Here is a 17,776-nt window from a genome sequence, read left to right as displayed (position 1 = left end):
TATCATAATTGGCCGGATCTCGCTATCCTGGGGAAGTCGATGCGATATCCTGCGCCGGGGCATGATGGATCAAAGCTCAAATTCTGATGTGACGAGTACTTTTGAGGTGATCGACGCTCTCGGGCGCCTTAACGAGCCCGAAGCCATATTTGCACGGCTTGCAGAATATCTGGCGCGGTACGGCTTCACCTCGTTCCTGGTGACTGGACTGCCATCTCAAAAGGAGCGCCTGGAGCCTTACATTCTGCTCAATGGATGGCCAATCGGCTGGTTCGAGCGGTACAAGGAAGTAAACCACTACCGTCATGATCCCTGCGTCCGTCATTGCTTCTCGACCATCGAGCCATTCGCATGGGACGAATTGCCCGCTCAGCTTATTCAGGGAAAAGAGCCTCAGAGGGTGATGGACGAGGCTACGGATTTCGGTCTCGCTGGCGGTCTCTGCATTCCACTTCACGATGTTTATGGTTCTCAGGCTGTCGTGACGATGGCGGGCCAACAGATCGAGCTTGCTCCGAGTGCGCGACGCATGGTCCATCTGGCGTCGCTTTATGCCTATGGCGCTGCCGAGCGATCGATCCGCGCTCCCACCTATCATAAATGCGAGAGCAGATTGACGGAGCGTGAGCGGGACGTGCTACTCTGGTCGGCAGAAGGCAAGACCTTCTGGGAGATCGGTATGATCCTCGGCATAAGCGAGGCGACCGTGAATGACCATATGCGCCACATCCGCGAAAAGCTCGGGACGAGGAACGCGACCCATTCGCTTGCCGAAGCTCTGAAGCGAAGAGAACTTCGCCTCTAAGTCAATCCCAGGATTCTAGGATAGGCAGAAAACATAGTTCTCCTCAATAGATGCAAAAAACATCGAGGGGACCATGTTCAAAGTTCACGCCATCCATGCCGGTAATCGGCATCTCTACGAAGAGGCGCTCGATCAGCATCACCGCATCCGCCATGACATCTATGTCGGTGAGCGGAAGTGGATGGATCTTGAGCGGCCGGACGGCCGCGAGATCGATCAGTTCGATACCGACAAGGCTGTCTACCTGCTGGGGATAGAGCCTGGCAAAGGGGTTGTCGGCGGCTCCCGCCTCGTGCCGACCCTTGAGCCGCATCTGATGAGCGATGTCTTCCCGAGCCTCGCCAATGTTCGCGACCTGCCGCGGGCGAGCGGAATATTCGAATGGACTCGGATCTTCGTCATCCCTGCCAGGCGGGAGGGCGGGCGGCTCTGCAAGGCGGCCGGCATCATCTATTGCGGCATTCTGGAGTTCTGCCTGTCGCAGGATATTCGCCAGATAAGCGTGGTCTGCGAGGCCTATTGGATCCCGCGCCTCATAGGGCTGGGATGGAACCCGGCGCTCCTTGGCGAGCCGATCGTCAAGGATGGCATGACCATCGTCGGGATCACCTGTGACATGACAGAAGAGGCGCTCGACAAGACGCGCGCGATCTATGAGATCGCCGGCAGCGTCATGGCGCCGGAGATCGTTCCGTTCATTCGTTTTCCGGAGGCCGACCATGCCGCATATATCGCGTGATATCCAGCCGGAAGAGTTCAAGAACTACGTCGAAGAGTTGGCCGTCGAGGCCCTTCGGGCCGGCACAGTCTCTCCGTCGGCTCTCCTTGAATGCCTCTATTATGCCGCCGAGGCAGAATTGACCGCGGCCATCCGAGCCTTTGCATCCTTGGATGCCGCCGAACGCCTGATGGTCATGAGCTATGCAAGGAGACTTTCCGATGAGAAGTCGTCGACTCACTAGGTAGTCCTGCCTCGCTGTCGAGAGGACAACCGGCAATGGCGCGGGTCATGATCACAATGGCTCGCCGGATGTCGCGATTCGTGATCGTCGCGAATGCCTGGACGAGTTGCAGGGTGTCTCTTTGCGTAAGCAGATCCTCCGCCGGAGAGGGCTGCGCCTGTTCAAGCACGGAGGACGTCGCTCGATTTTGATCTTCGAAGAAGAAGGTCACCTGGACACCCAGAATGTCCGCAATTTGCTGGAGCCGACCCGAGCCGACCCGATTGGCGCCCTTTTCGTATTTCTGAACCTGTTGAAAGGTTATCCCGAGCCCGTTTGCAAGCTTCTCTTGTGACATGCCGATCATGGTACGCCGCATCCGGATACGTCCTCCGATATGGCGGTCAATCGGGCTCGGCGACTTGGTTGAAGCCATCTGATCCTCTTCTGCTGGCCAATGGACGCCAGTGTGGGAGGATACCTATCAAATCTTTGCCGTAAAGTGTACTGGCCATAATGTTGCAGGTCGGCTGTCCCCCAGCTCTCTTGCGTCAGCTTCTTCCGCCAGGGCTATCGGCCGCGAAGGCAGTAAGCCGGCAGGACCCGATACCGGTCGACCTTCATCGCATCGGGCGGCTACGAGCTCGTGGCCGAGACGCTCTTCAACGCCATGCCGGTCGACGGTTACTTCATGGAATGGGACACCGACCGGGCCGGTGGCTTCGAGCCGCTGCGGTTCCTTCCCAAGGGCAAGTCGGTCGTGCTGGGCCTCGTGACGTCGAAGACCGGCACGCTGGAGAGCAAGGACGACATCAAGCGCCGGATCGAGGAAGCGACGAAGTACGCCGACCTCGACCAGCTCTGCCTTTCCCCTCAGTGCGGCTTCGCCTCGACCGAGGAGGGCAACACTCTCGCCGAGGACGAGCAATGGGCCAAGCTCCGCATGATTATCGAGATCGCGGAGGAAGTGTGGGGAGGAAACGCAGCGCCCGTTTCGGCCGCAGCGGCGCGTCAGGCATCTTGATCATGCGCTAAGAGTTGACGGAGCATGGAGGGCTGGGCGCGTAGACGGCCCAGAGCCGATGGACCAAGCCCTCCATGGCCGAATGGAACAGCGTCAGGGATCGTCAACTTATGCAGCTGGAGAGGCGCGGCGCTGCCGATGCGCAACGCCCGGCATCATCATTGATGAAACGTCCAGAGCAGACTTTCGCTCAGCTCCTTGAGTGCTTCAACCGCGTCGGGCCGTTCGCGCGCAACGGCGGTGATGATTGCATCGGCGAGCGCGAAAGTTGCTGACGGCGAATTGGGCAACATTCTGTTTCGTGCGGGAGCAAACAACGTCATATCTGCAACCGATGCGAGCGGTGACGTTGGCGCATCCGTAAGCGCCAGAACGAGCGCGCCACGGCTTTTGGCAAGCCTTGTCAGGTCGAGCGTCCCGCGCGAATAGCGCGGCATGGAAACCGCGATGACGAGATCGCCTGGACCGGCCGACATCATGTACCGGATCGCCCGTTCCGCCCCGCCGCGGGAAGCAGCGAAGATTACGTTTGCGTCGAGATAGAGCGCCAGCCCCTCCTCGAGATAGGATGCAACATAGTGGCTGGCGCCGGATCCGACGAGGAAGATGCGGCGGGACTGCAGCAAGGCGTCGATCGAGCGAGAACAGACGCCTTCGTCTAAAGTGGAAATCGCCTCCTCCAGATTGGCGGATTGATCCTTCAGTGCCGTGACGAGAGTCGCGAAAGTCGAGCCTGCGGCAGCCCGGGCGTCTGCGAGGCCGTCCACAGGCGCCATGGCGAGTTTGAGGGCCGATGATAGAGCGGAACGAAGCTCGCCATAGCCGCCGTAGCCGAGAGCGCGCACGAAGCGCGTCACCGTCGCCGTCGAGGTGCCGCTTCGCTCGGCCAGTCCATCGATCGTCATCGTCGCTGTGTCGAGAGGGTTTTGCAGCACGAAATCCGCCGCTCTCCGGTGCGCGTCACTGAGCGACGGGTAGACGAGTGCGATCCGGTTGGCGAGATCCGTCGTCGGTTTCAAGACGGGTGACATCCGGGCTCCACGCAGATTGACGTTAGAAAATTTTCATGTTTTCTAATTCGTGAAAATAAATCTGTCAAAAGACAGGTAACAAGGGAACGGAGAGAGATCAATGCGCACCCCTTTGATGTTTGCGTTTGTTGCCGGCACCTGCCTGCTTAGCGCCCCCGCCTGGGCCCAGTCGTTGCGGATTGCGCTCGGTTCTGAGCCGACTGCAATCGATCCACATTATCACGATTTGACCCCGAACAATGCCTTGGCCGCCCACATCTTCGACGGTCTGACCAGCCAGGACGAAAAGCAGAAGCTCGTTCCGGCGCTGGCGACATCCTGGGAGAACGACGGCAAGACCCGTTGGACGTTCAAGCTGCGCGAAGGGGTGAAGTTCTCGAACGGCAAGCCCTTTACCGCCGACGACGTGATCTTCACTTTCTGCCGTACGCTGAAGAACGAGACCGCGATCGCCGGCTCCTTCGCGGACATCACGGGCAACTTCGCCTCCGTCGAGGCACCCGACGCCCATACCCTCGTCATCACCACGAAGACGCCGGACCCGCTGCTGCCGAACTTCCTCTCCAGTGTCGGCATCCTGAGTGCGTCGATCATCCCGCATGATAAGCTGACATTCGAGCCCGCCAAGAACTGCGGAGTTACCGGCACGTGGCCGGTCGTCGGAGATTTCAACGATGGCAAGCTCGCCGTCGGTACCGGTCCCTACAAGTTCAAGAGCTACGTGCGTGGCACGGCTATCGAACTCGAGCGCAATGAGAGCTATTGGGGTCCGGCTGAGCCTTGGGCGAGCGTGCGCTTCGTGCCGGTCCCCAATGCTGGTCCGCGTCTGGCCGGTCTGCTTGCCGGCGACTACGACGTGATCGAGAACCCGGCCGCGCGCGACCTCGGCCGCATCAAGGACGACAAGCGCTTCGGTCATGTGATCACGCCGTCGACGCGAGTGATCTACTTCCAGCTCGACATGGCGCGTGATGCGAGCCCATTCGTCAAGGCCGAGAACGGAAAGAATCCGCTCAAGGATCCGCGCGTGCGCCAGGCGATGTCGCTGGCCATCGATCGGGACGCCATCGTCAAGCGCATCATGGACGGCGCGGCCGAGCCGGCCTACCAGTTCCTGCCGACCGGGATGTTCGGAACGCTGCCGAATCCGCCCGCTCTGCGCTACGACCCTGCGGCGGCTAAAAAGCTCCTGAGCGAAGCCGGCTACCCGAACGGTTTCCAGGTCACGCTCTCGACCACTAACGACCGCTATATCAACGACAGCCAGATCACCCAGGCCGTCGCGCAATACCTGACCCAAGTCGGTATCCGCGCCGATGTGGATGCCATGGCGCGCACGCTCTACTTCCCGCGTCGCTCGAAAAAAGAGTTCAGCGTTGCACTTGGCGGGTGGGGTTCCACGAGCGGGGAGGCGTCCTCCTTCCTGCGGCAATGGCCCGCGACGCCGGACGAAGCACAGACGATCGGTGGCTCGAACTACGGCGGCTATTCGGATCCGGAATACGACAAGCTGATCCGCGCCGCGATTTCGACGCTCGACGACGCCAAGCGCTCCGAACTTCTTCAGCAGGCCGGAGCAAGGGTCCTCGAGAGCAATGCCTTTATCCCTCTGCATTTCGAAAGCACCGTCTGGGCTTACAAGGCTAACGTGAATTACATCGGTCGGACCGACCAGTTCACGATGGCCATGTCCGTCAAGCCGGCGAAGTGAGCCATGGTTGGAAGCGCCGGTAGCCTGAGACCCGCGCCATGACGGCATATGTTCTGCAGCGACTGATCCAGAGCGTTCTGGTTTTGCTCGCAGTCTCGGTCGTGGTCTTCTTTGCCGTCTACGGCATCGGAGACCCGATCGAACTCCTTGTGCCGCCGCAGGTGAGTGCTGCCGAACGGATAGCGATGGTCCGCCGGCTCGGGCTCGACCTGCCTGTCTGGCAGCAGTATTTCACTTTCATGGGCAATGCCTTGAAAGGGGATCTGGGGCGCTCGTTCGTTCACGGGGTTCCGGCGGTCGAACTGATCGTGGCGAGGCTGCCGGCGACCTTCGAACTCGTTCTGCTGGCGATGAGTCTTGCGGCCGTCATCGGCGTGCCGCTCGGGCTTCTCGCCGGTCTCGACCCCGAAAGCCGACCGAGCCGCACGATCATGGCCGGGACGGTTCTCGGGTTTTCCCTGCCGAGCTTCTGGAAAGGCATGATGCTGATCCTGCTCTTCAGCGTTGCGCTTGGCTTGTTGCCGACGGCAGGGCGCGGCGAAACGGTGGCGATCCTCGGCGTGCAGACCAGTCTGCTGACGCTCGATGGGCTCAAGCATCTCATCCTGCCGGCGCTCAACCTCGCCATTCCCAACATGGCGTTGATGATCCGGCTGGTCGCTGCGGGCACGGCCGAGGCAATGACGCAGGATTACGTCAAATATGCCCGTGCCAAGGGCGTGCGTCGCAAACGCATCGTCGGACGGCACGTGCTGCGCAACATCCTGATCCCCGTCGTTACGGTGGCGGGCATGGAATTTGGAAGCCTTGTCGCTTTCTCGACGATCACGGAAACTGTGTTCGCTTGGCCGGGCATGGGCAAGCTTCTGATCGACAGCATCTATCAGCTCGATCGGCCGGTCGTCGTAGCCTATGTAATGCTCGCGACTCTGCTCTTCGTAGCCGTTAATTTCCTTGTCGACGTCCTCTACGCGGCGCTCGATCCTCGCGTGAAGTTGACCGGAGAGATGGCATGAATCGCTTGGGATTGGGCGCACCGGGTGTCGCGACCTATGCCGACACTCCGCTGCGGCAAAAGGTGCTTCGCCGGATCCGGAGCCGTCCGACGACACGTGGCGCGGCAATCCTTCTCGGCTGCCTCGTCCTGCTTGCGCTGCTCGCCCCCTTCATCGCACCGCAAAATCCACATGATCTCGCATCGCTGAGCGTGATGGACAATCGCCTTGCGCCGGGGACCGCCGGCATGACCGGCACGACCTACTGGCTGGGGACGGACGCCCAGGGCCGCGACATGCTCAGCGCCATCCTCTACGGGCTTCGGATCAGCCTGCTGGTAGGTCTTTCTTCCACCGCCGGCGCGCTTGCCATCGGGGTCACTGCGGGTCTGATTGCCGCGCAGTTCGGGGGAGCCGTCGACGCGGCGATCATGCGCGTCGTCGACTTCATGCTCGGCTTCCCATCCATCCTCGTCGCGCTCGTCCTGCTCGCTTCCATCGGCCGGGGCGTCGACAAGGTGATTGTCGCCATCATACTGGTGCAGTGGGCGCAATATGCCCGGTTGATGCGCGCAACAGCGCTTGTGGAGCGGCGTAAGGAATATATCGAGGCCGCCGTCAATTTCGGTCTTCCGAGGCGTCACATCATGCTGGCGCATCTCCTGCCGAATTCCATCGGATCGGTGCTCGTCGTCACGACGATCAACATCGCGGGCGCCATCACGCTCGAGGCGACGTTGTCCTTCCTCGGGGTTGGCGTGCCGGTGACGCAACCCTCCCTTGGTCTTCTGATTGCGAACGGCTTCGAGTTCCTGCTGTCTGGCGAATACTGGATCGCAGTTTTTCCCGGCATTGCTCTCGTGCTGCTGATCATTTCGCTGAACCTCGTAGGCGACCGGTTGCGCCGTAGCTTCAACGTGAGGGGATGATGACGGCACCATTGCTCGAAGTCCGTGGTCTCAAGACGGTTTTTCATGCCCTCGACGGGGCATGGCCCGCTGTCGAGGGCGTCGATCTCGTTGTGGAACCGGGTGAGGTGCTCGGCCTCGTCGGCGAGTCCGGATCCGGTAAGTCCGTGACCGGTTTCTCCCTGGTACAGCTCATCGATCCGCCCGGGGAGGTCGTCGCCGGCGACGTGCTCTTCAAAGGAGAGGATCTGCGGCGTGCGTCCGACGAGCGCTTGCGCCATCTGCGCGGGGATCGCATCGCGATGATCTTCCAGGACCCGCTGATGACGCTCAATCCGGTGCTCAGCATCGGCGACCAGATGTGTGAGGCGATCCTGGAACATCGCAATTGCAGCAGGCAGGATGCTCTGAGCGAGGCCGCACGGGCCCTGGCCCGTGTCGGCATTTCATCGCCCGAGACCCGGCTGAAGCAGTTTCCGCACGAATTTTCCGGCGGCATGCGCCAGCGTGTGGCAATTGCAACAGCGCTTTTGAATGAGCCGGATCTGATCATCGCCGATGAGCCGACGACTGCGCTCGATGTCACGATCCAGAGTCAGATCCTGTTCGAGGTCCAGAAACTCAGCCGCGAGACCGGTACGGCGGTGCTGTGGATCACGCATGATCTCGCCGTGGTCGCGGAACTGGCCGACCGTGTGGCTGTCATGTATGCCGGACGGATTGTCGAAGTGGGGGGTGTGGACGATATTCTGGACCGTCCTTTTCATCCCTACACACTGGGGCTGCTCAATTCCTCCGCGACGATGGTGAAGCCGGGAGAGCGGCTGAAGCAGATCAATGGTGCCGCTCCGCGTATCGACTCGCGTCCAAGCGGTTGTCCGTTCCGGCCCCGCTGCGAGCGAGTTCTGTCGATCTGTGCGGAGGAGGATCCGGCGCCGCAGACCCGAGAAGGGCGCAGCTTCCGTTGCCACAATCCTGTTCCCGGGACCCAAGAACCATGACCGTGCCCTTCTTTGAACTGCGCGGTGTGAAGAAGCATTTTCGCGGCAAGACCACATTCGCACAGCGGCTTCTTGCGGCGGTTGGGCAGGCTTCGCCGCCGCCTGTCTTGCGTGCGGTCGACGGGGTAGACCTCAGCATGACACGTGGCGAGGTGCTTGGCCTCGTGGGCGAGTCCGGCTGCGGAAAGTCGACCTTGGCGCGTGTGGCGACCGGCATCCTCAAGCCCAGCGACGGCGACGTGACCTATAACGGGCGGCCCGCGGCACAGCTTAAGGGCAAGGAGAGGCTGGATTTTCTGCTGAAGGTCCAGATGATTTTTCAGGACCCTTATGCGTCTCTCGACCCGCGCATGCCGGTGCGCCGCATCGTCGGCGAGGCACTCAGCGTTCATCGCTTGCTGCCAAAGAACGAGATCGATGCGGCTGTCGACAAGGCTCTGACCGAGGTCGGGCTCGATCTCGCTTATCGTAACCGCTACCCTCATCAGTTCTCCGGCGGCCAGCGCCAGCGCATCGGCATTGCCCGTGCTTTGGCGGTCAGGCCCGATTTCCTTGTCTGTGACGAACCGGTTTCGGCGCTCGATGTGTCGATCCAGGCGCAGGTCATCAATCTGTTCATGGATATCCGCGAACGGTATGGATTGACTTACCTATTCGTCAGCCACGACCTTGGGATTGTCCGGCATATCAGCGACCGTGTTGCGATCATGTATCTCGGTCGGATCGTCGAGATCGGTTCAGCCGCGGCCATCTTTGCCGAGCCGGCGCATCCCTATAGCGCTGCGCTGATACAGGCGAGCCCCTCTGCCGCGCGCCGCAAACGGGCTTTCCAGCCGCTCAAGGGTGAGTTGCCTTCGCCGCTCGCACCGCCGAGTGGTTGCCCTTTCCATCCGCGCTGCGATCACGCCATGTCGGTCTGCCGTGAGGTCCGCCCCACGCTGACCGAAATAGCACCAGGACACAGCGCCGCCTGCCATTTGCACATTACGGAAAACACATGACGACAACCACACTCGCCCCGGAGATCGGCCGCAGCTCGCTACCCTTCGTCGACAATTTCCATCCCGACCGGCCGCTGGAGGTGAACTTCTATCGCCCTGCGGAGCACGGACCGGACGATCCGGTGGTAATCGTCCAGCATGGCATGCTCCGCAACGGCGACGATTATCGCGATTTCTGGATTCCCGCTGCGGAAAAGCATCGCATTCTCATTGCGGCGCCGACCTTCTCCAACGACTATTTCCCAAAGGCCGAGGCCTATAACAACGGGCTCGTGATCGGAGAAAACGGCTCCGTGCAACGACGCGAGAACTGGCTGTATGCCGTGCCGGGCCGCGTATTCGCGGCATTGCGGCAGGCCGGTGTCACGCGTCGCCCGCAGGCGCGCCTCTTCGGTCATTCCGCCGGCGGCCAGTTCGCACATCGACTGCTGGCAACGCAGGACCATTCACCCTTCGAGGCCGTTATCGCCGCCAATCCCGGTTGGTATACGTTGCCAAGTCTGCAGCGTGATTTCCCTGAGGGCCTCGGCAGGATCGGTCTCGACGAGGCGGCTCTTGCACGCTGGTTCGCCTATCCCATGAGCATTTTCGCCGGGGATCAGGATATCAGCACGGACGATCCCAACCTTCCGGCGCAGGCGGAGGCCTTGGCGCAGGGGCCGACACGTTACGCAAGGGCCCATTTCGTCTACGATTTCGCCAAGCGCGAAGCCGAGCGTCTTCGACTGCCCTTCGGCTGGCGGTTGATCAGCGTCGAAGGCGTCGGCCACGATGGCGCCGCGATGTCACGCGCCGCGGCCGCCTATTGGTTCGAAGGCCGTATTCCGACGGCAGACGAGCTGGCTCCGGAGGCGGCTCTGGAGCCGTGATATTCACTTTCGAAGCGCCACGCCACGGATAAGGCAGGATCGCCTTGTACGCTTCTTCCGCGCCTCATCGGCGCCTGTCGACATTAGATTTGGAGTCTGAGATGAACGTTCGGAATGAGATTTGGCGGCATGTCGATGTGGCCAAGGACAGGCTCATTGCCCTGAGCGATCGGGTCTGGGCGATGCCGGAGGTCTGCTATACCGAAATCCGTTCGGTAGCCGAGCACGTCGCGGAATTGCACCATCAGGGGTTTCGCGTCACTGAGAATATTGCCGGTATCCCGACCGCCGTCATCGGCGAGGCAGGGGAGGGCGGCCCGGTGATCGCCTTCCTCGGGGAATACGATGCTTTGCCGGGCTTGAGCCAGGAAGCGGGGGTCGCGGAGCACCGTCCCATCGAAGTCGGTGGGCATGGGCACGGATGCGGCCACAACCTTCTCGGATCTGCCGCTCTGCTGGCCGCTGTCGCCTTGAAAAATTGGCTGGCCGAGAACCGCATTCCCGGCCGCGTGCGCTATTATGGCTGCCCCGCGGAGGAGGGTGGTGCGGCCAAAGCCTTCATGGTGCGCGCCGGTGCCTTCGACGATGCCGACATCGCCATCTCATGGCACCCCCACAGTTTCTGGGAGGTTGCGCCCGCACTTTCGCTGGCCAATACGCGGGCCGATTTCACCTTTACCGGGCGAGCCGCCCACGCCGCCGCATCCCCACATTTGGGGCGCAGCGCTCTCGATGCGGTCGAGTTGATGAATGTCGGCGTCAACTATATGCGCGAACACATGCCGTCCGACGCGCGCGTCCACTATGCCCTGCTCGACACTGGCGGCATCGCCCCGAATGTCGTGCAGGCCCACGCCCGCGTCCGCTATTCCATTCGCGCCATGGATCTGCCCGGTATGCTCGAACTGGTGGAGCGCGTGCATAAGATCGCGCAGGGCGCAGCATTGATGACCGAGACGAGCGTTGAGATGCGCATCGTGAGCGCCGTGTCGAATACTCTCGGGAACAAGCCTTTGGAGCATGCCCTCCATAATGCCATGGAAGAACTGGGCCCTCCGCCCTTCGATGAGGCGGATCGTGAGTTCGCACGCCAGATTCGGGCAACGTTGTCCGCGCAGGAGATCGCCTCGGTCTATCGAGCGGTTGGACAGCCGCAGACCGACGCACCGCTCGCCAATTCCCTCGTGCCTCTCGACACGCCGCGCAAGCCGATGATCGGCTCTACCGACATTGGTGACGTCAGTTGGGTGGTGCCCACGGTCCAGGCGCACGCGCCGACGGTCGCGATAGGAACGCCGTTCCACACCTGGCAGGTTGTTGCCCAGGGCAAGGCACCGGCCGCGCACAAGGCCATGGTCCACGTCGCGAAGGCCATGGCTGCAACCGGCATGGCCGCCATCACCGACGCGACTCTCCTTGCTGCCGCCAAGACCGATCTTCGGGAGCAGACCCGCACCACTCCCTATGTGAGCCCGCTCAAGAGCGGAGTCGAGCCGCCGCTCGACATGTCGGTCGTCTGATTGGACTGGCTCCGGGGTTCAGGTTCTGGTTCGCCCTATCGCAGTTAGCATGATGTGGGGAGTGGCGCCCTGGCGGTATCTGGCGTGCCAAATGGCATGTCCGAAACCAGAGGAGGCGCCGCTCCCCATGCTTGAGATTGCCACGATCGGCCTTGATATCTCGAAGAGCATTTCCAGTCGACGAACAGCGACACATGCCTGACACGGCGGCAGTGCCGCCGTGTCAGGCAAATTAAAACCGAAGCTATTTCAGTGATTTAGAGACTGGCTGGGGGACCTGGATTCGAACCAAGACTAACGGAGTCAGAGTCCGCTGTTCTACCATTAAACTATCCCCCACCGAGACAGTCGAAGCCTTGTTTCGTCCCGAAGAATGGCTCGATTCGGGAAGACGAGGCCAGCTACGTCCGTGGATGGCGGTCAGATAGGTCCTTTTTCGGCGGCAGTCAACAGGCGTCTGCCGGGTCTTTGACGGGCTTTGGCGCAAAGCGGCGCTTGCCAATTCATTAATTGTTCAACTAAGCCGTTTCATCCTGGTGCCTGTAACGATCCGGCCTCACGATGGGCCGGGCAGGAGATGACAGCATGAATTTCGGTCGATGGGTTTTCGGTGCGGTCGTGGGGGCTTTTGGCCTCGGCGCCGTTGGCGTGCAGGCCGCGCCTCTGCCTGTCGTGACTGCGGATGCCCCGGCTTCGCTGCAGCAGGTCCAGTTCTACTATTACGACGAGCCACCGGTCTATTACGACCCGCCGCCGCCGCGTTATTATGCTCCGCCTCCGCGCTATCATCGGCCCCCTCCGCCGCCGACCGCTTATTATCCGCCGCCGCGCCGCGGCTACTATTACGACAAGGAAGCCGCCAAGGATTACGTGAAGGATTATCGGCGGGCCCAGAAGGAAGTCACCAAGGAGCAGATTCGCTCCTGGAACCAGCGGAACGGGTTCTGATCCCGAGCTTCGCCGGAAACGATGATCCGCCAAAAAGATGGAGCGGGCTTCGAGAACCTCGAAGCCCGCATTTCCGAAACACCTAATCGTCCAGCGAGCCGCCTTCGGGTGGCGTTTCCATGTCGAGGTCGGCTCTAAGCCGGACCTCGTCCTCCGCCGCCTCTTCGGCGGCCACGATTCGCTCGTAGCGGTCGAGCGCGCCCTGCAGGATGTAGGCTGCGGCCATCTTGTCCACCGCGTCCGCCCGCCTGGCCCGGGATGCATCCGCATCGAGCAGGGTGCGGGTGACGGCGACGGTCGAGAGCCTCTCGTCCCAGAACAGGACAGGCCCCGAAAACATCGGCTTCAGATTGCGTACGAAGGCGCGGGTGGCCTGGGAGCGGGGACCCTCCGAGCCGTCCATGTTGAGCGGCAGGCCGAAGACAAGCCCGCCCACATCGTAGCGCTCGATCAGCGCCTTGATGCGCTCCGCATCGGGCGTGAATTTCACCCGCTTGATCGTCTCGAGTGGCGTGGCGATGCGCCGCTCCACATCGGAGAGGGCCAGGCCGATCGTCTTGGTGCCGAGATCGACTCCCATCAGGCGCGCGCGGGGCGCAAGCCCTTGCATGAGAGCAATCAACTCGTCGTCCTTGGCGATCAATGGGTGGTCTCCTCATCCTGTCGCGCCACCTTACAGGAAGTCGGAAGGGAAGTCGTCCAGGGGAAGCGAGCTTTGCGGTGCTCAGGCGCTGCTGGGGCCGGCAGGGCTGTCCATCTCGACGGCCAGGCTCGCCGGGTGTCCCACCGGGATCACCTCACCGGTGCGCTTGAAGAGGTGGCAGGACACGCCCGCGAAATGCAAGGAAATCTCGTCGCCGATCCTGTGCCGTGAATCGCCAGGCTCGCGGGCGGTCAAGCGAAGACCGTCGGTCTTCACATGGAGAAGGTGATTTTCGCCAAGCTGCTCCACCAGCTCGACTTGGCCTGTGACGATACCTTTGCCGCCGACATGGAGATGATCGGGCCTGATGCCCAGGGTGACCTGTTCGCCGGGCCGAATGCTTCCCGGATGCGCCGGAACGGTCACGCTTCGTCCGTTGGGTAGGCGTATCGTGACGCCGCCCGCGTCGGTTCGGGTGACCTCGCATGCGATGAAGTTCATCTGCGGCGAGCCGATGAAGCCGGCGACGAAGAGATTGGCGGGGTGGTGATAGAGTTCGAGCGGCGTGCCAACCTGCTCGACGCGCCCCGCATTGAGTACCACGATCCGGTCGGCTAGCGTCATCGCCTCGACCTGATCGTGCGTTACATAGATCATGGTCGCGCGGGTGTCGGTATGGAGCTTCGCGATCTCGATGCGGGTCTGCACGCGCAGCGCAGCGTCGAGGTTGGAGAGCGGCTCGTCGAACAGAAACACCTTCGGATCGCGCACGATGGCGCGGCCGATCGCAACGCGCTGGCGCTGGCCGCCGGAAAGCTGCTTCGGCTTACGGTCGAGCAGGGTCTCGATCTGGAGCAGCCGCGCCGCCTCGCGCACGCGCTTGTCGATATCGGCTCTCGAGAATTTCGAGAGTTCGAGGCCGAAGGCCATGTTGTCGTAGACGCTCATATGCGGATAGAGCGCGTAGGATTGGAACACCATGGCGATGCGGCGCTTGGCCGGAGGCAGATCGTTGACCTTCTCCCCGTCGATGAAAAGCTCGCCCGACGTGATGTCTTCCAAACCGGCAATGAGGCGCAGCAGCGTGGACTTTCCGCAGCCCGAAGGGCCCACGAAGACGATGAATTCTCCATCGCGGATCGCAAGATCGATTCCGCGAACGACCTCCGCATCGCCGAAGGATTTCCGGACGCCTTTGAGAACCACATCGGCCATGAAAACGTCCTTTCGGCTCAACCCTTCACCGCGCCGGTCGTCAGCCCCGCCACGATCTTGCGCTGGAAGACGAGAACCAGCGCGATGATCGGCAGGGTGACGATGACGGAAGCCGCCATGATCGTGCCCCAGGGCAGCTCATAGGCGGTCGATCCGCTCATCAGGGCGATGGCGGGCGGCACGGTGCGCCGTTCGTTGGTGAGGGTGAAGGTCAGCGCGAACAGAAACTCGTTCCACGACACGATGAAGGCCAGAAGCCCCGTGGTCACCGCGGCCGGAGCCATGAGGGGCAGGAAGACCCGCCGCACCACGATCCACGGCGTCGCGCCGTCTACGAAGGCCGCTTCCTCGATCTCCTTCGGCAATTCGCGCATGAAGGTTGTGAGCACCCACACCGTGAAGGGCAGGGTAAGCATGAGATTGGCGAGGATCAGGCCGGGGAGGGTGTTGTAGAGGCCGAAGCTCCGGATCAGCTCGAACATTCCTGAGAGAACCGCCACCTGCGGAAACATCGAGACGCCGAGAATCGTCAGGAGCAGCATCGAGCGTCCCCGGAAGGAAATCCGCCCGAAGGCGTAGGCCGCGGTGACGCCGAGCGCGAGGGAGATCGCGACGACCGCGCCTGCCACGATGATGGAGTTGAGGATGTTCCGTCCGAAGGGCTGGCGCTGGAATACGGCGAAGTAGTTCGAGAGATCGAAATGCTCCGGCCAATAGGTCACAGTGAACAGGGCTGTGCCCGAGCGGAAGGACGAGATCACCGCATAATAGAACGGGAACAGCGAGAACAGAGCAATAGTGAGAACGAGGAGCCAGAAGCCGATGCGGAACAGAATCGTCATCGCACATCCTCGCTGAAACGCACCCGCCCGGCCGCGATGGTGATGACGACGAGAAGGGCGATGATGAGAAAGATGAGCGTCGAGGCCGCGGAGCCTAAGCCGACCTCCTGAAAATCGACGAGTTGCTGGCGCGCATAGACCGACATCGACGCGGTATCGCGCGAATTGGATGTCAGCACATAGATGAGATCGAATACCCGCAGCGCATCGAGCGCGCGGAAGATCACGGCGACGAGAAGCGCGGGCCTGATCAGCGGCAGGGTCACGCGGAAGAACACGCGCACGGGATGAACGCCGTCGACCTTGGCGGCCTCGTAGATGTCGCCCGGCAGCATCTGCAGGGCCGCGAGAACGAGCAGCGCCATGAACGGCGTCGTCTTCCACACATCGACCATCACGACGGCCAAGAGCGCGGTGTCGGGATTGGCGGTCCATGTGACCGGCGCGGAGATCAGGCCGATCTTCAGGAGCATGTCGTTGATGACGCCGAACTGGTCGTGCAGCATCCAGTTCCACATCTTGGCGGAAACCACGGTCGGGATCGCCCAGGGAATGAGAATGACGGCGCGCATGATCCCCCGACCGGGGAAGGCGGCGTTGAGGATCAGCGCCATGACGATGCCGAGAACGGTTTCGATGGAGACGGAGACGAGGGTGAACCACACCGTGTTCCAGACCGCGTGCCACCAGGACGGATCGGTCAGGATGCCGAGCCATTCGCCGTCATAATTGGCAAGGTAGTTCTCGAAGCCGATGAATTTGTAATCGCCGAGATTGTTGAGGGTCGCATCCGTGAAGCTGAACCAGATCGTCCGCGCCAGAGGCCAGCCCGCGATCAGCGCAAGAACGATCAGGGTTGGTGCGATGAAGGTCCAGGCGGCCCTGACGCGTGACCGCGTCAGGGATGAGGCGCGTGCCCGCGCGGGCGTTGCGGCGAGGCTCTGAGCGACGGCTTCGCTCATGGCTACCAGCCGCTGCGCTTGACCCGCTTCAGGTCGCGGTCGAGCCGCGAGAGCGCCTGCTCGGGCTGGGCGCGTTTTGACAGCACTTCGTGGACATTGTTGAAGAACTCGGTCGAGACCTTGTTGTAATTGTCGCGCGTCACGGAAGCGGGGCGGGCGATCGCGTTTGTGAACACGTCGAGAAGGTCGCCGATGAAGGGATTGGCCTTCATCACATCGGGGTCCTTGAACAGGGCGATGATGGTCGGGTTGAAGGAGCCCTCGATGGCCCGGCGCTTTTGCTCCTCGGGGCCGGTCAGGTACATGACGAGATCGGTCGCGGCATCGGCGTTCTTGGAATATTTCGACACGGCAAGAAGCTGTCCGCCAAGGGTGCCCGCATGGCGCCCGTCCGCGCCGCCCTTCGGCAGGGGGGCGATGCCGACCTTGTCCTTGATCGTGCTGTCGCCGCCTTGCGCGAGTGCCCAGGCATAGGGCCAGTTGCGCATGAACACCGCGTTGCCTGCCTGGAAGACGCCGCGCGATTCCTCTTCCGTGTAGTTGAGAACGCCTTCGGGTGTGACCGTGCCGACCCAGCCACTCGCGGTCTTCAGGGCCTGGGCGGCGTTCGGATTGTCGATGGTGATCTCGCCCTTCTCGTCGACGATGGTGCCGCCGCCATAGGAGGCGATCCATTCGAGCGCATTGGTGGTGAGGCCCTCATAGGCGCGGCCCTGCCAGACATAGCCCCAGAAATCGTTCCTGCCCGCTTTCCGCTCCCCCTCCTGCACCAAACGGGCGGTCTCGGTGAGATCGCCCCAGGTCTCGGGCACGGGACGCTTGTATGTCTCCAGAAGGTCCTTGCGGTAGTAGAGCAGGCCCGCATCCGCGAACCAGGGCATCGCCATGAGCTTCCCGTCGACGCGGCTGGTCTCGATCACGGTCGGCAAATGCTGGTCGATCACCCCTTGCGCCTTGCCGGTGAGATCCACGAGGTGTTTGCTCAAGGTGCCGGTCCAGACCACGTCGATCTGGAATACGTCGATATCGCCGGCGCCGGCCGCCAGGAGCTGTTGATAAAGGGCGAGCCGCTCGGTAGCGGAGTTCGGGGTCGAAACGATCTTGACGGTATTACCCGTCTTTTTCGCCCAAGCATCGACGCCCTGCTTGCAGATCTCGTATTCCTTGCCGAGTGCGCTACAGGAGATGGAAATTTCCGCAGCCCAAGCACCTGTCGATACGCCTATCGATGCGACCAGTCCGGTGACCACGGCAACTCTGGCGAGGTGGCGGGACATGGCTTTCCTCCTGCGGGTTTATTGCTTAGCTTTCATAAAGCTCCGACGCGGCTTTTGTTCCTTTGGAACATGGTCCGCCGCCG

Annotated in this window: 17 protein-coding genes, 1 tRNA gene and 1 pseudogene; 11 read left to right on the top strand and 8 right to left on the bottom strand. The window is 61.8% G+C overall.

The features are described 5' to 3' along the window. The first annotated feature begins 106 nt into the window (after nucleotides 1-106). Both AB4Y97_RS06025 and AB4Y97_RS06020 read left to right on the top strand, forming a co-directional pair. Nucleotides 107-805, top strand: coding sequence for a LuxR family transcriptional regulator (locus AB4Y97_RS06025; RefSeq protein ID WP_441998111.1), 699 nt, complete (start codon nucleotides 107-109; stop codon nucleotides 803-805). 73 nt (nucleotides 806-878) lie between these two features. After that, nucleotides 879-1,544, top strand: coding sequence for an acyl-homoserine-lactone synthase (locus AB4Y97_RS06020; protein WP_441998110.1), 666 nt, complete (start codon nucleotides 879-881; stop codon nucleotides 1,542-1,544). Nucleotides 1,545-1,717: 173 nt separating this feature from the next. Here the strand turns inward: AB4Y97_RS06020 and AB4Y97_RS06015 are convergent, their stop codons facing one another. Beyond that, nucleotides 1,718-2,182 carry a helix-turn-helix domain-containing protein gene (locus AB4Y97_RS06015; RefSeq protein WP_441998109.1) on the bottom strand — a complete coding sequence of 155 codons (465 nt, stop codon included), beginning with the start codon at nucleotides 2,180-2,182 and terminating at the stop codon, nucleotides 1,718-1,720. A gap of 162 nt (nucleotides 2,183-2,344) precedes the next feature. Between AB4Y97_RS06015 and AB4Y97_RS06010 the strand changes: the two are divergent. Continuing rightward, a pseudogene (locus tag AB4Y97_RS06010) lies at nucleotides 2,345-2,770 on the top strand (hypothetical protein); the annotation flags it as partial. A 158-nt stretch (nucleotides 2,771-2,928) separates the two neighbouring features. Here AB4Y97_RS06010 and AB4Y97_RS06005 read toward each other — a convergent pair. Then, a complete protein-coding gene (locus AB4Y97_RS06005) occupies nucleotides 2,929-3,801 on the bottom strand; it encodes a MurR/RpiR family transcriptional regulator (protein WP_441998108.1) in 873 nt (290 codons plus the stop codon). Between the two features lie 100 nt (nucleotides 3,802-3,901). On the opposite strand from AB4Y97_RS06005, the gene AB4Y97_RS06000 reads away from it, so the two are divergent. The 7 genes from AB4Y97_RS06000 to AB4Y97_RS05970 all read left to right on the top strand — a co-directional run bounded on the left by AB4Y97_RS06000 (nucleotide 3,902) and on the right by AB4Y97_RS05970 (nucleotide 11,806). After that, nucleotides 3,902-5,512: an ABC transporter substrate-binding protein gene (locus AB4Y97_RS06000; protein WP_441998107.1), complete on the top strand. Its 1,611-nt coding sequence runs from the start codon at nucleotides 3,902-3,904 to the stop codon at nucleotides 5,510-5,512. 38 nt (nucleotides 5,513-5,550) lie between these two features. Continuing rightward, nucleotides 5,551-6,528, top strand: a complete 978-nt coding sequence (locus tag AB4Y97_RS05995) for an ABC transporter permease (protein WP_441998106.1) — start codon at nucleotides 5,551-5,553, stop codon at nucleotides 6,526-6,528. After that, nucleotides 6,525-7,436 carry an ABC transporter permease gene (locus tag AB4Y97_RS05990; protein WP_441998105.1) on the top strand — a complete coding sequence of 304 codons (912 nt, stop codon included), beginning with the start codon at nucleotides 6,525-6,527 and terminating at the stop codon, nucleotides 7,434-7,436. The genes AB4Y97_RS05995 and AB4Y97_RS05990 overlap by 4 nt, the downstream gene beginning before the upstream one ends. After that, entirely contained in the window at nucleotides 7,436-8,416 is a 981-nt protein-coding gene (locus AB4Y97_RS05985; protein WP_441998257.1) for an ABC transporter ATP-binding protein, read from the top strand. Before AB4Y97_RS05990 ends, AB4Y97_RS05985 begins: the two co-directional genes overlap by 1 nt. After that, complete coding sequence (locus AB4Y97_RS05980) at nucleotides 8,413-9,417, top strand: ABC transporter ATP-binding protein (RefSeq protein ID WP_441998104.1); 1,005 nt, start codon at nucleotides 8,413-8,415, stop codon at nucleotides 9,415-9,417. Before AB4Y97_RS05985 ends, AB4Y97_RS05980 begins: the two co-directional genes overlap by 4 nt. Beyond that, nucleotides 9,414-10,286, top strand: a complete 873-nt coding sequence (locus tag AB4Y97_RS05975; RefSeq protein WP_441998103.1) for an alpha/beta hydrolase — start codon at nucleotides 9,414-9,416, stop codon at nucleotides 10,284-10,286. The genes AB4Y97_RS05980 and AB4Y97_RS05975 overlap by 4 nt, the downstream gene beginning before the upstream one ends. A 101-nt stretch (nucleotides 10,287-10,387) precedes the next feature. Continuing rightward, a complete protein-coding gene (locus tag AB4Y97_RS05970; protein WP_441998102.1) occupies nucleotides 10,388-11,806 on the top strand; it encodes a M20 family metallopeptidase in 1,419 nt (472 codons plus the stop codon). 265 nt (nucleotides 11,807-12,071) lie between these two features. On the opposite strand, the gene AB4Y97_RS05965 is transcribed toward AB4Y97_RS05970, so the two are convergent. After that, a tRNA-Gln gene (locus AB4Y97_RS05965) sits at nucleotides 12,072-12,145 on the bottom strand. 246 nt (nucleotides 12,146-12,391) lie between these two features. Here AB4Y97_RS05965 and AB4Y97_RS05960 point away from each other — a divergent pair. After that, entirely contained in the window at nucleotides 12,392-12,754 is a 363-nt protein-coding gene (locus tag AB4Y97_RS05960) for a hypothetical protein (protein WP_441998101.1), read from the top strand. A gap of 82 nt (nucleotides 12,755-12,836) precedes the next feature. Here AB4Y97_RS05960 and ruvX read toward each other — a convergent pair whose 3' ends face one another. From ruvX to AB4Y97_RS05935, 5 genes are all read right to left on the bottom strand, one after another. Beyond that, nucleotides 12,837-13,364 carry a Holliday junction resolvase RuvX gene (gene ruvX / locus AB4Y97_RS05955; protein WP_441998256.1) on the bottom strand — a complete coding sequence of 176 codons (528 nt, stop codon included), beginning with the start codon at nucleotides 13,362-13,364 and terminating at the stop codon, nucleotides 12,837-12,839. A gap of 114 nt (nucleotides 13,365-13,478) precedes the next feature. Next, on the bottom strand, nucleotides 13,479-14,612 hold the full coding sequence (locus AB4Y97_RS05950; RefSeq protein ID WP_441998100.1) for an ABC transporter ATP-binding protein: 1,134 nt from the start codon (nucleotides 14,610-14,612) through the stop codon (nucleotides 13,479-13,481). A 17-nt stretch (nucleotides 14,613-14,629) separates the two neighbouring features. Then, nucleotides 14,630-15,454, bottom strand: coding sequence for a carbohydrate ABC transporter permease (locus AB4Y97_RS05945; RefSeq protein WP_441998099.1), 825 nt, complete (start codon nucleotides 15,452-15,454; stop codon nucleotides 14,630-14,632). Continuing rightward, a complete protein-coding gene (locus tag AB4Y97_RS05940; protein WP_441998098.1) occupies nucleotides 15,451-16,416 on the bottom strand; it encodes a carbohydrate ABC transporter permease in 966 nt (321 codons plus the stop codon). Before AB4Y97_RS05940 ends, AB4Y97_RS05945 begins: the two co-directional genes overlap by 4 nt. A 2-nt stretch (nucleotides 16,417-16,418) precedes the next feature. Further along, complete coding sequence (locus AB4Y97_RS05935; protein ID WP_441998097.1) at nucleotides 16,419-17,693, bottom strand: ABC transporter substrate-binding protein; 1,275 nt, start codon at nucleotides 17,691-17,693, stop codon at nucleotides 16,419-16,421. Nucleotides 17,694-17,776 lie beyond the last annotated feature (83 nt).

Source organism: Microvirga sp. 2TAF3, assembly GCF_052114965.1.
GTDB lineage: Bacteria > Pseudomonadota > Alphaproteobacteria > Rhizobiales > Beijerinckiaceae > Microvirga.
Note: the sequence above shows the minus strand (reverse complement) of the source record. Positions and strands in the feature narration are given on the sequence as shown.

What these genes read in the sequence shown, in the direction of transcription:
- AB4Y97_RS06020 (WP_441998110.1), top strand. Translation starts at nt 879, where the DNA reads ATGTTCAAAGTTCACGCCATCCATGCCGGTAATCGGCATCTCTACGAA.
- AB4Y97_RS06015 (WP_441998109.1), bottom strand. Translation starts at nt 2,182, where the DNA reads ATGGCTTCAACCAAGTCGCCGAGCCCGATTGACCGCCATATCGGAGGA.
- AB4Y97_RS06005 (WP_441998108.1), bottom strand. Translation starts at nt 3,801, where the DNA reads ATGTCACCCGTCTTGAAACCGACGACGGATCTCGCCAACCGGATCGCA.
- AB4Y97_RS06000 (WP_441998107.1), top strand. Translation starts at nt 3,902, where the DNA reads ATGCGCACCCCTTTGATGTTTGCGTTTGTTGCCGGCACCTGCCTGCTT.
- AB4Y97_RS05995 (WP_441998106.1), top strand. Translation starts at nt 5,551, where the DNA reads ATGACGGCATATGTTCTGCAGCGACTGATCCAGAGCGTTCTGGTTTTG.
- AB4Y97_RS05990 (WP_441998105.1), top strand. Translation starts at nt 6,525, where the DNA reads ATGAATCGCTTGGGATTGGGCGCACCGGGTGTCGCGACCTATGCCGAC.
- AB4Y97_RS05985 (WP_441998257.1), top strand. Translation starts at nt 7,436, where the DNA reads ATGACGGCACCATTGCTCGAAGTCCGTGGTCTCAAGACGGTTTTTCAT.
- AB4Y97_RS05980 (WP_441998104.1), top strand. Translation starts at nt 8,413, where the DNA reads ATGACCGTGCCCTTCTTTGAACTGCGCGGTGTGAAGAAGCATTTTCGC.
- AB4Y97_RS05975 (WP_441998103.1), top strand. Translation starts at nt 9,414, where the DNA reads ATGACGACAACCACACTCGCCCCGGAGATCGGCCGCAGCTCGCTACCC.
- AB4Y97_RS05970 (WP_441998102.1), top strand. Translation starts at nt 10,388, where the DNA reads ATGAACGTTCGGAATGAGATTTGGCGGCATGTCGATGTGGCCAAGGAC.
- AB4Y97_RS05960 (WP_441998101.1), top strand. Translation starts at nt 12,392, where the DNA reads ATGAATTTCGGTCGATGGGTTTTCGGTGCGGTCGTGGGGGCTTTTGGC.
- ruvX (WP_441998256.1), bottom strand. Translation starts at nt 13,364, where the DNA reads ATGCAAGGGCTTGCGCCCCGCGCGCGCCTGATGGGAGTCGATCTCGGC.
- AB4Y97_RS05950 (WP_441998100.1), bottom strand. Translation starts at nt 14,612, where the DNA reads ATGGCCGATGTGGTTCTCAAAGGCGTCCGGAAATCCTTCGGCGATGCG.
- AB4Y97_RS05945 (WP_441998099.1), bottom strand. Translation starts at nt 15,454, where the DNA reads ATGACGATTCTGTTCCGCATCGGCTTCTGGCTCCTCGTTCTCACTATT.
- AB4Y97_RS05940 (WP_441998098.1), bottom strand. Translation starts at nt 16,416, where the DNA reads ATGAGCGAAGCCGTCGCTCAGAGCCTCGCCGCAACGCCCGCGCGGGCA.
- AB4Y97_RS05935 (WP_441998097.1), bottom strand. Translation starts at nt 17,693, where the DNA reads ATGTCCCGCCACCTCGCCAGAGTTGCCGTGGTCACCGGACTGGTCGCA.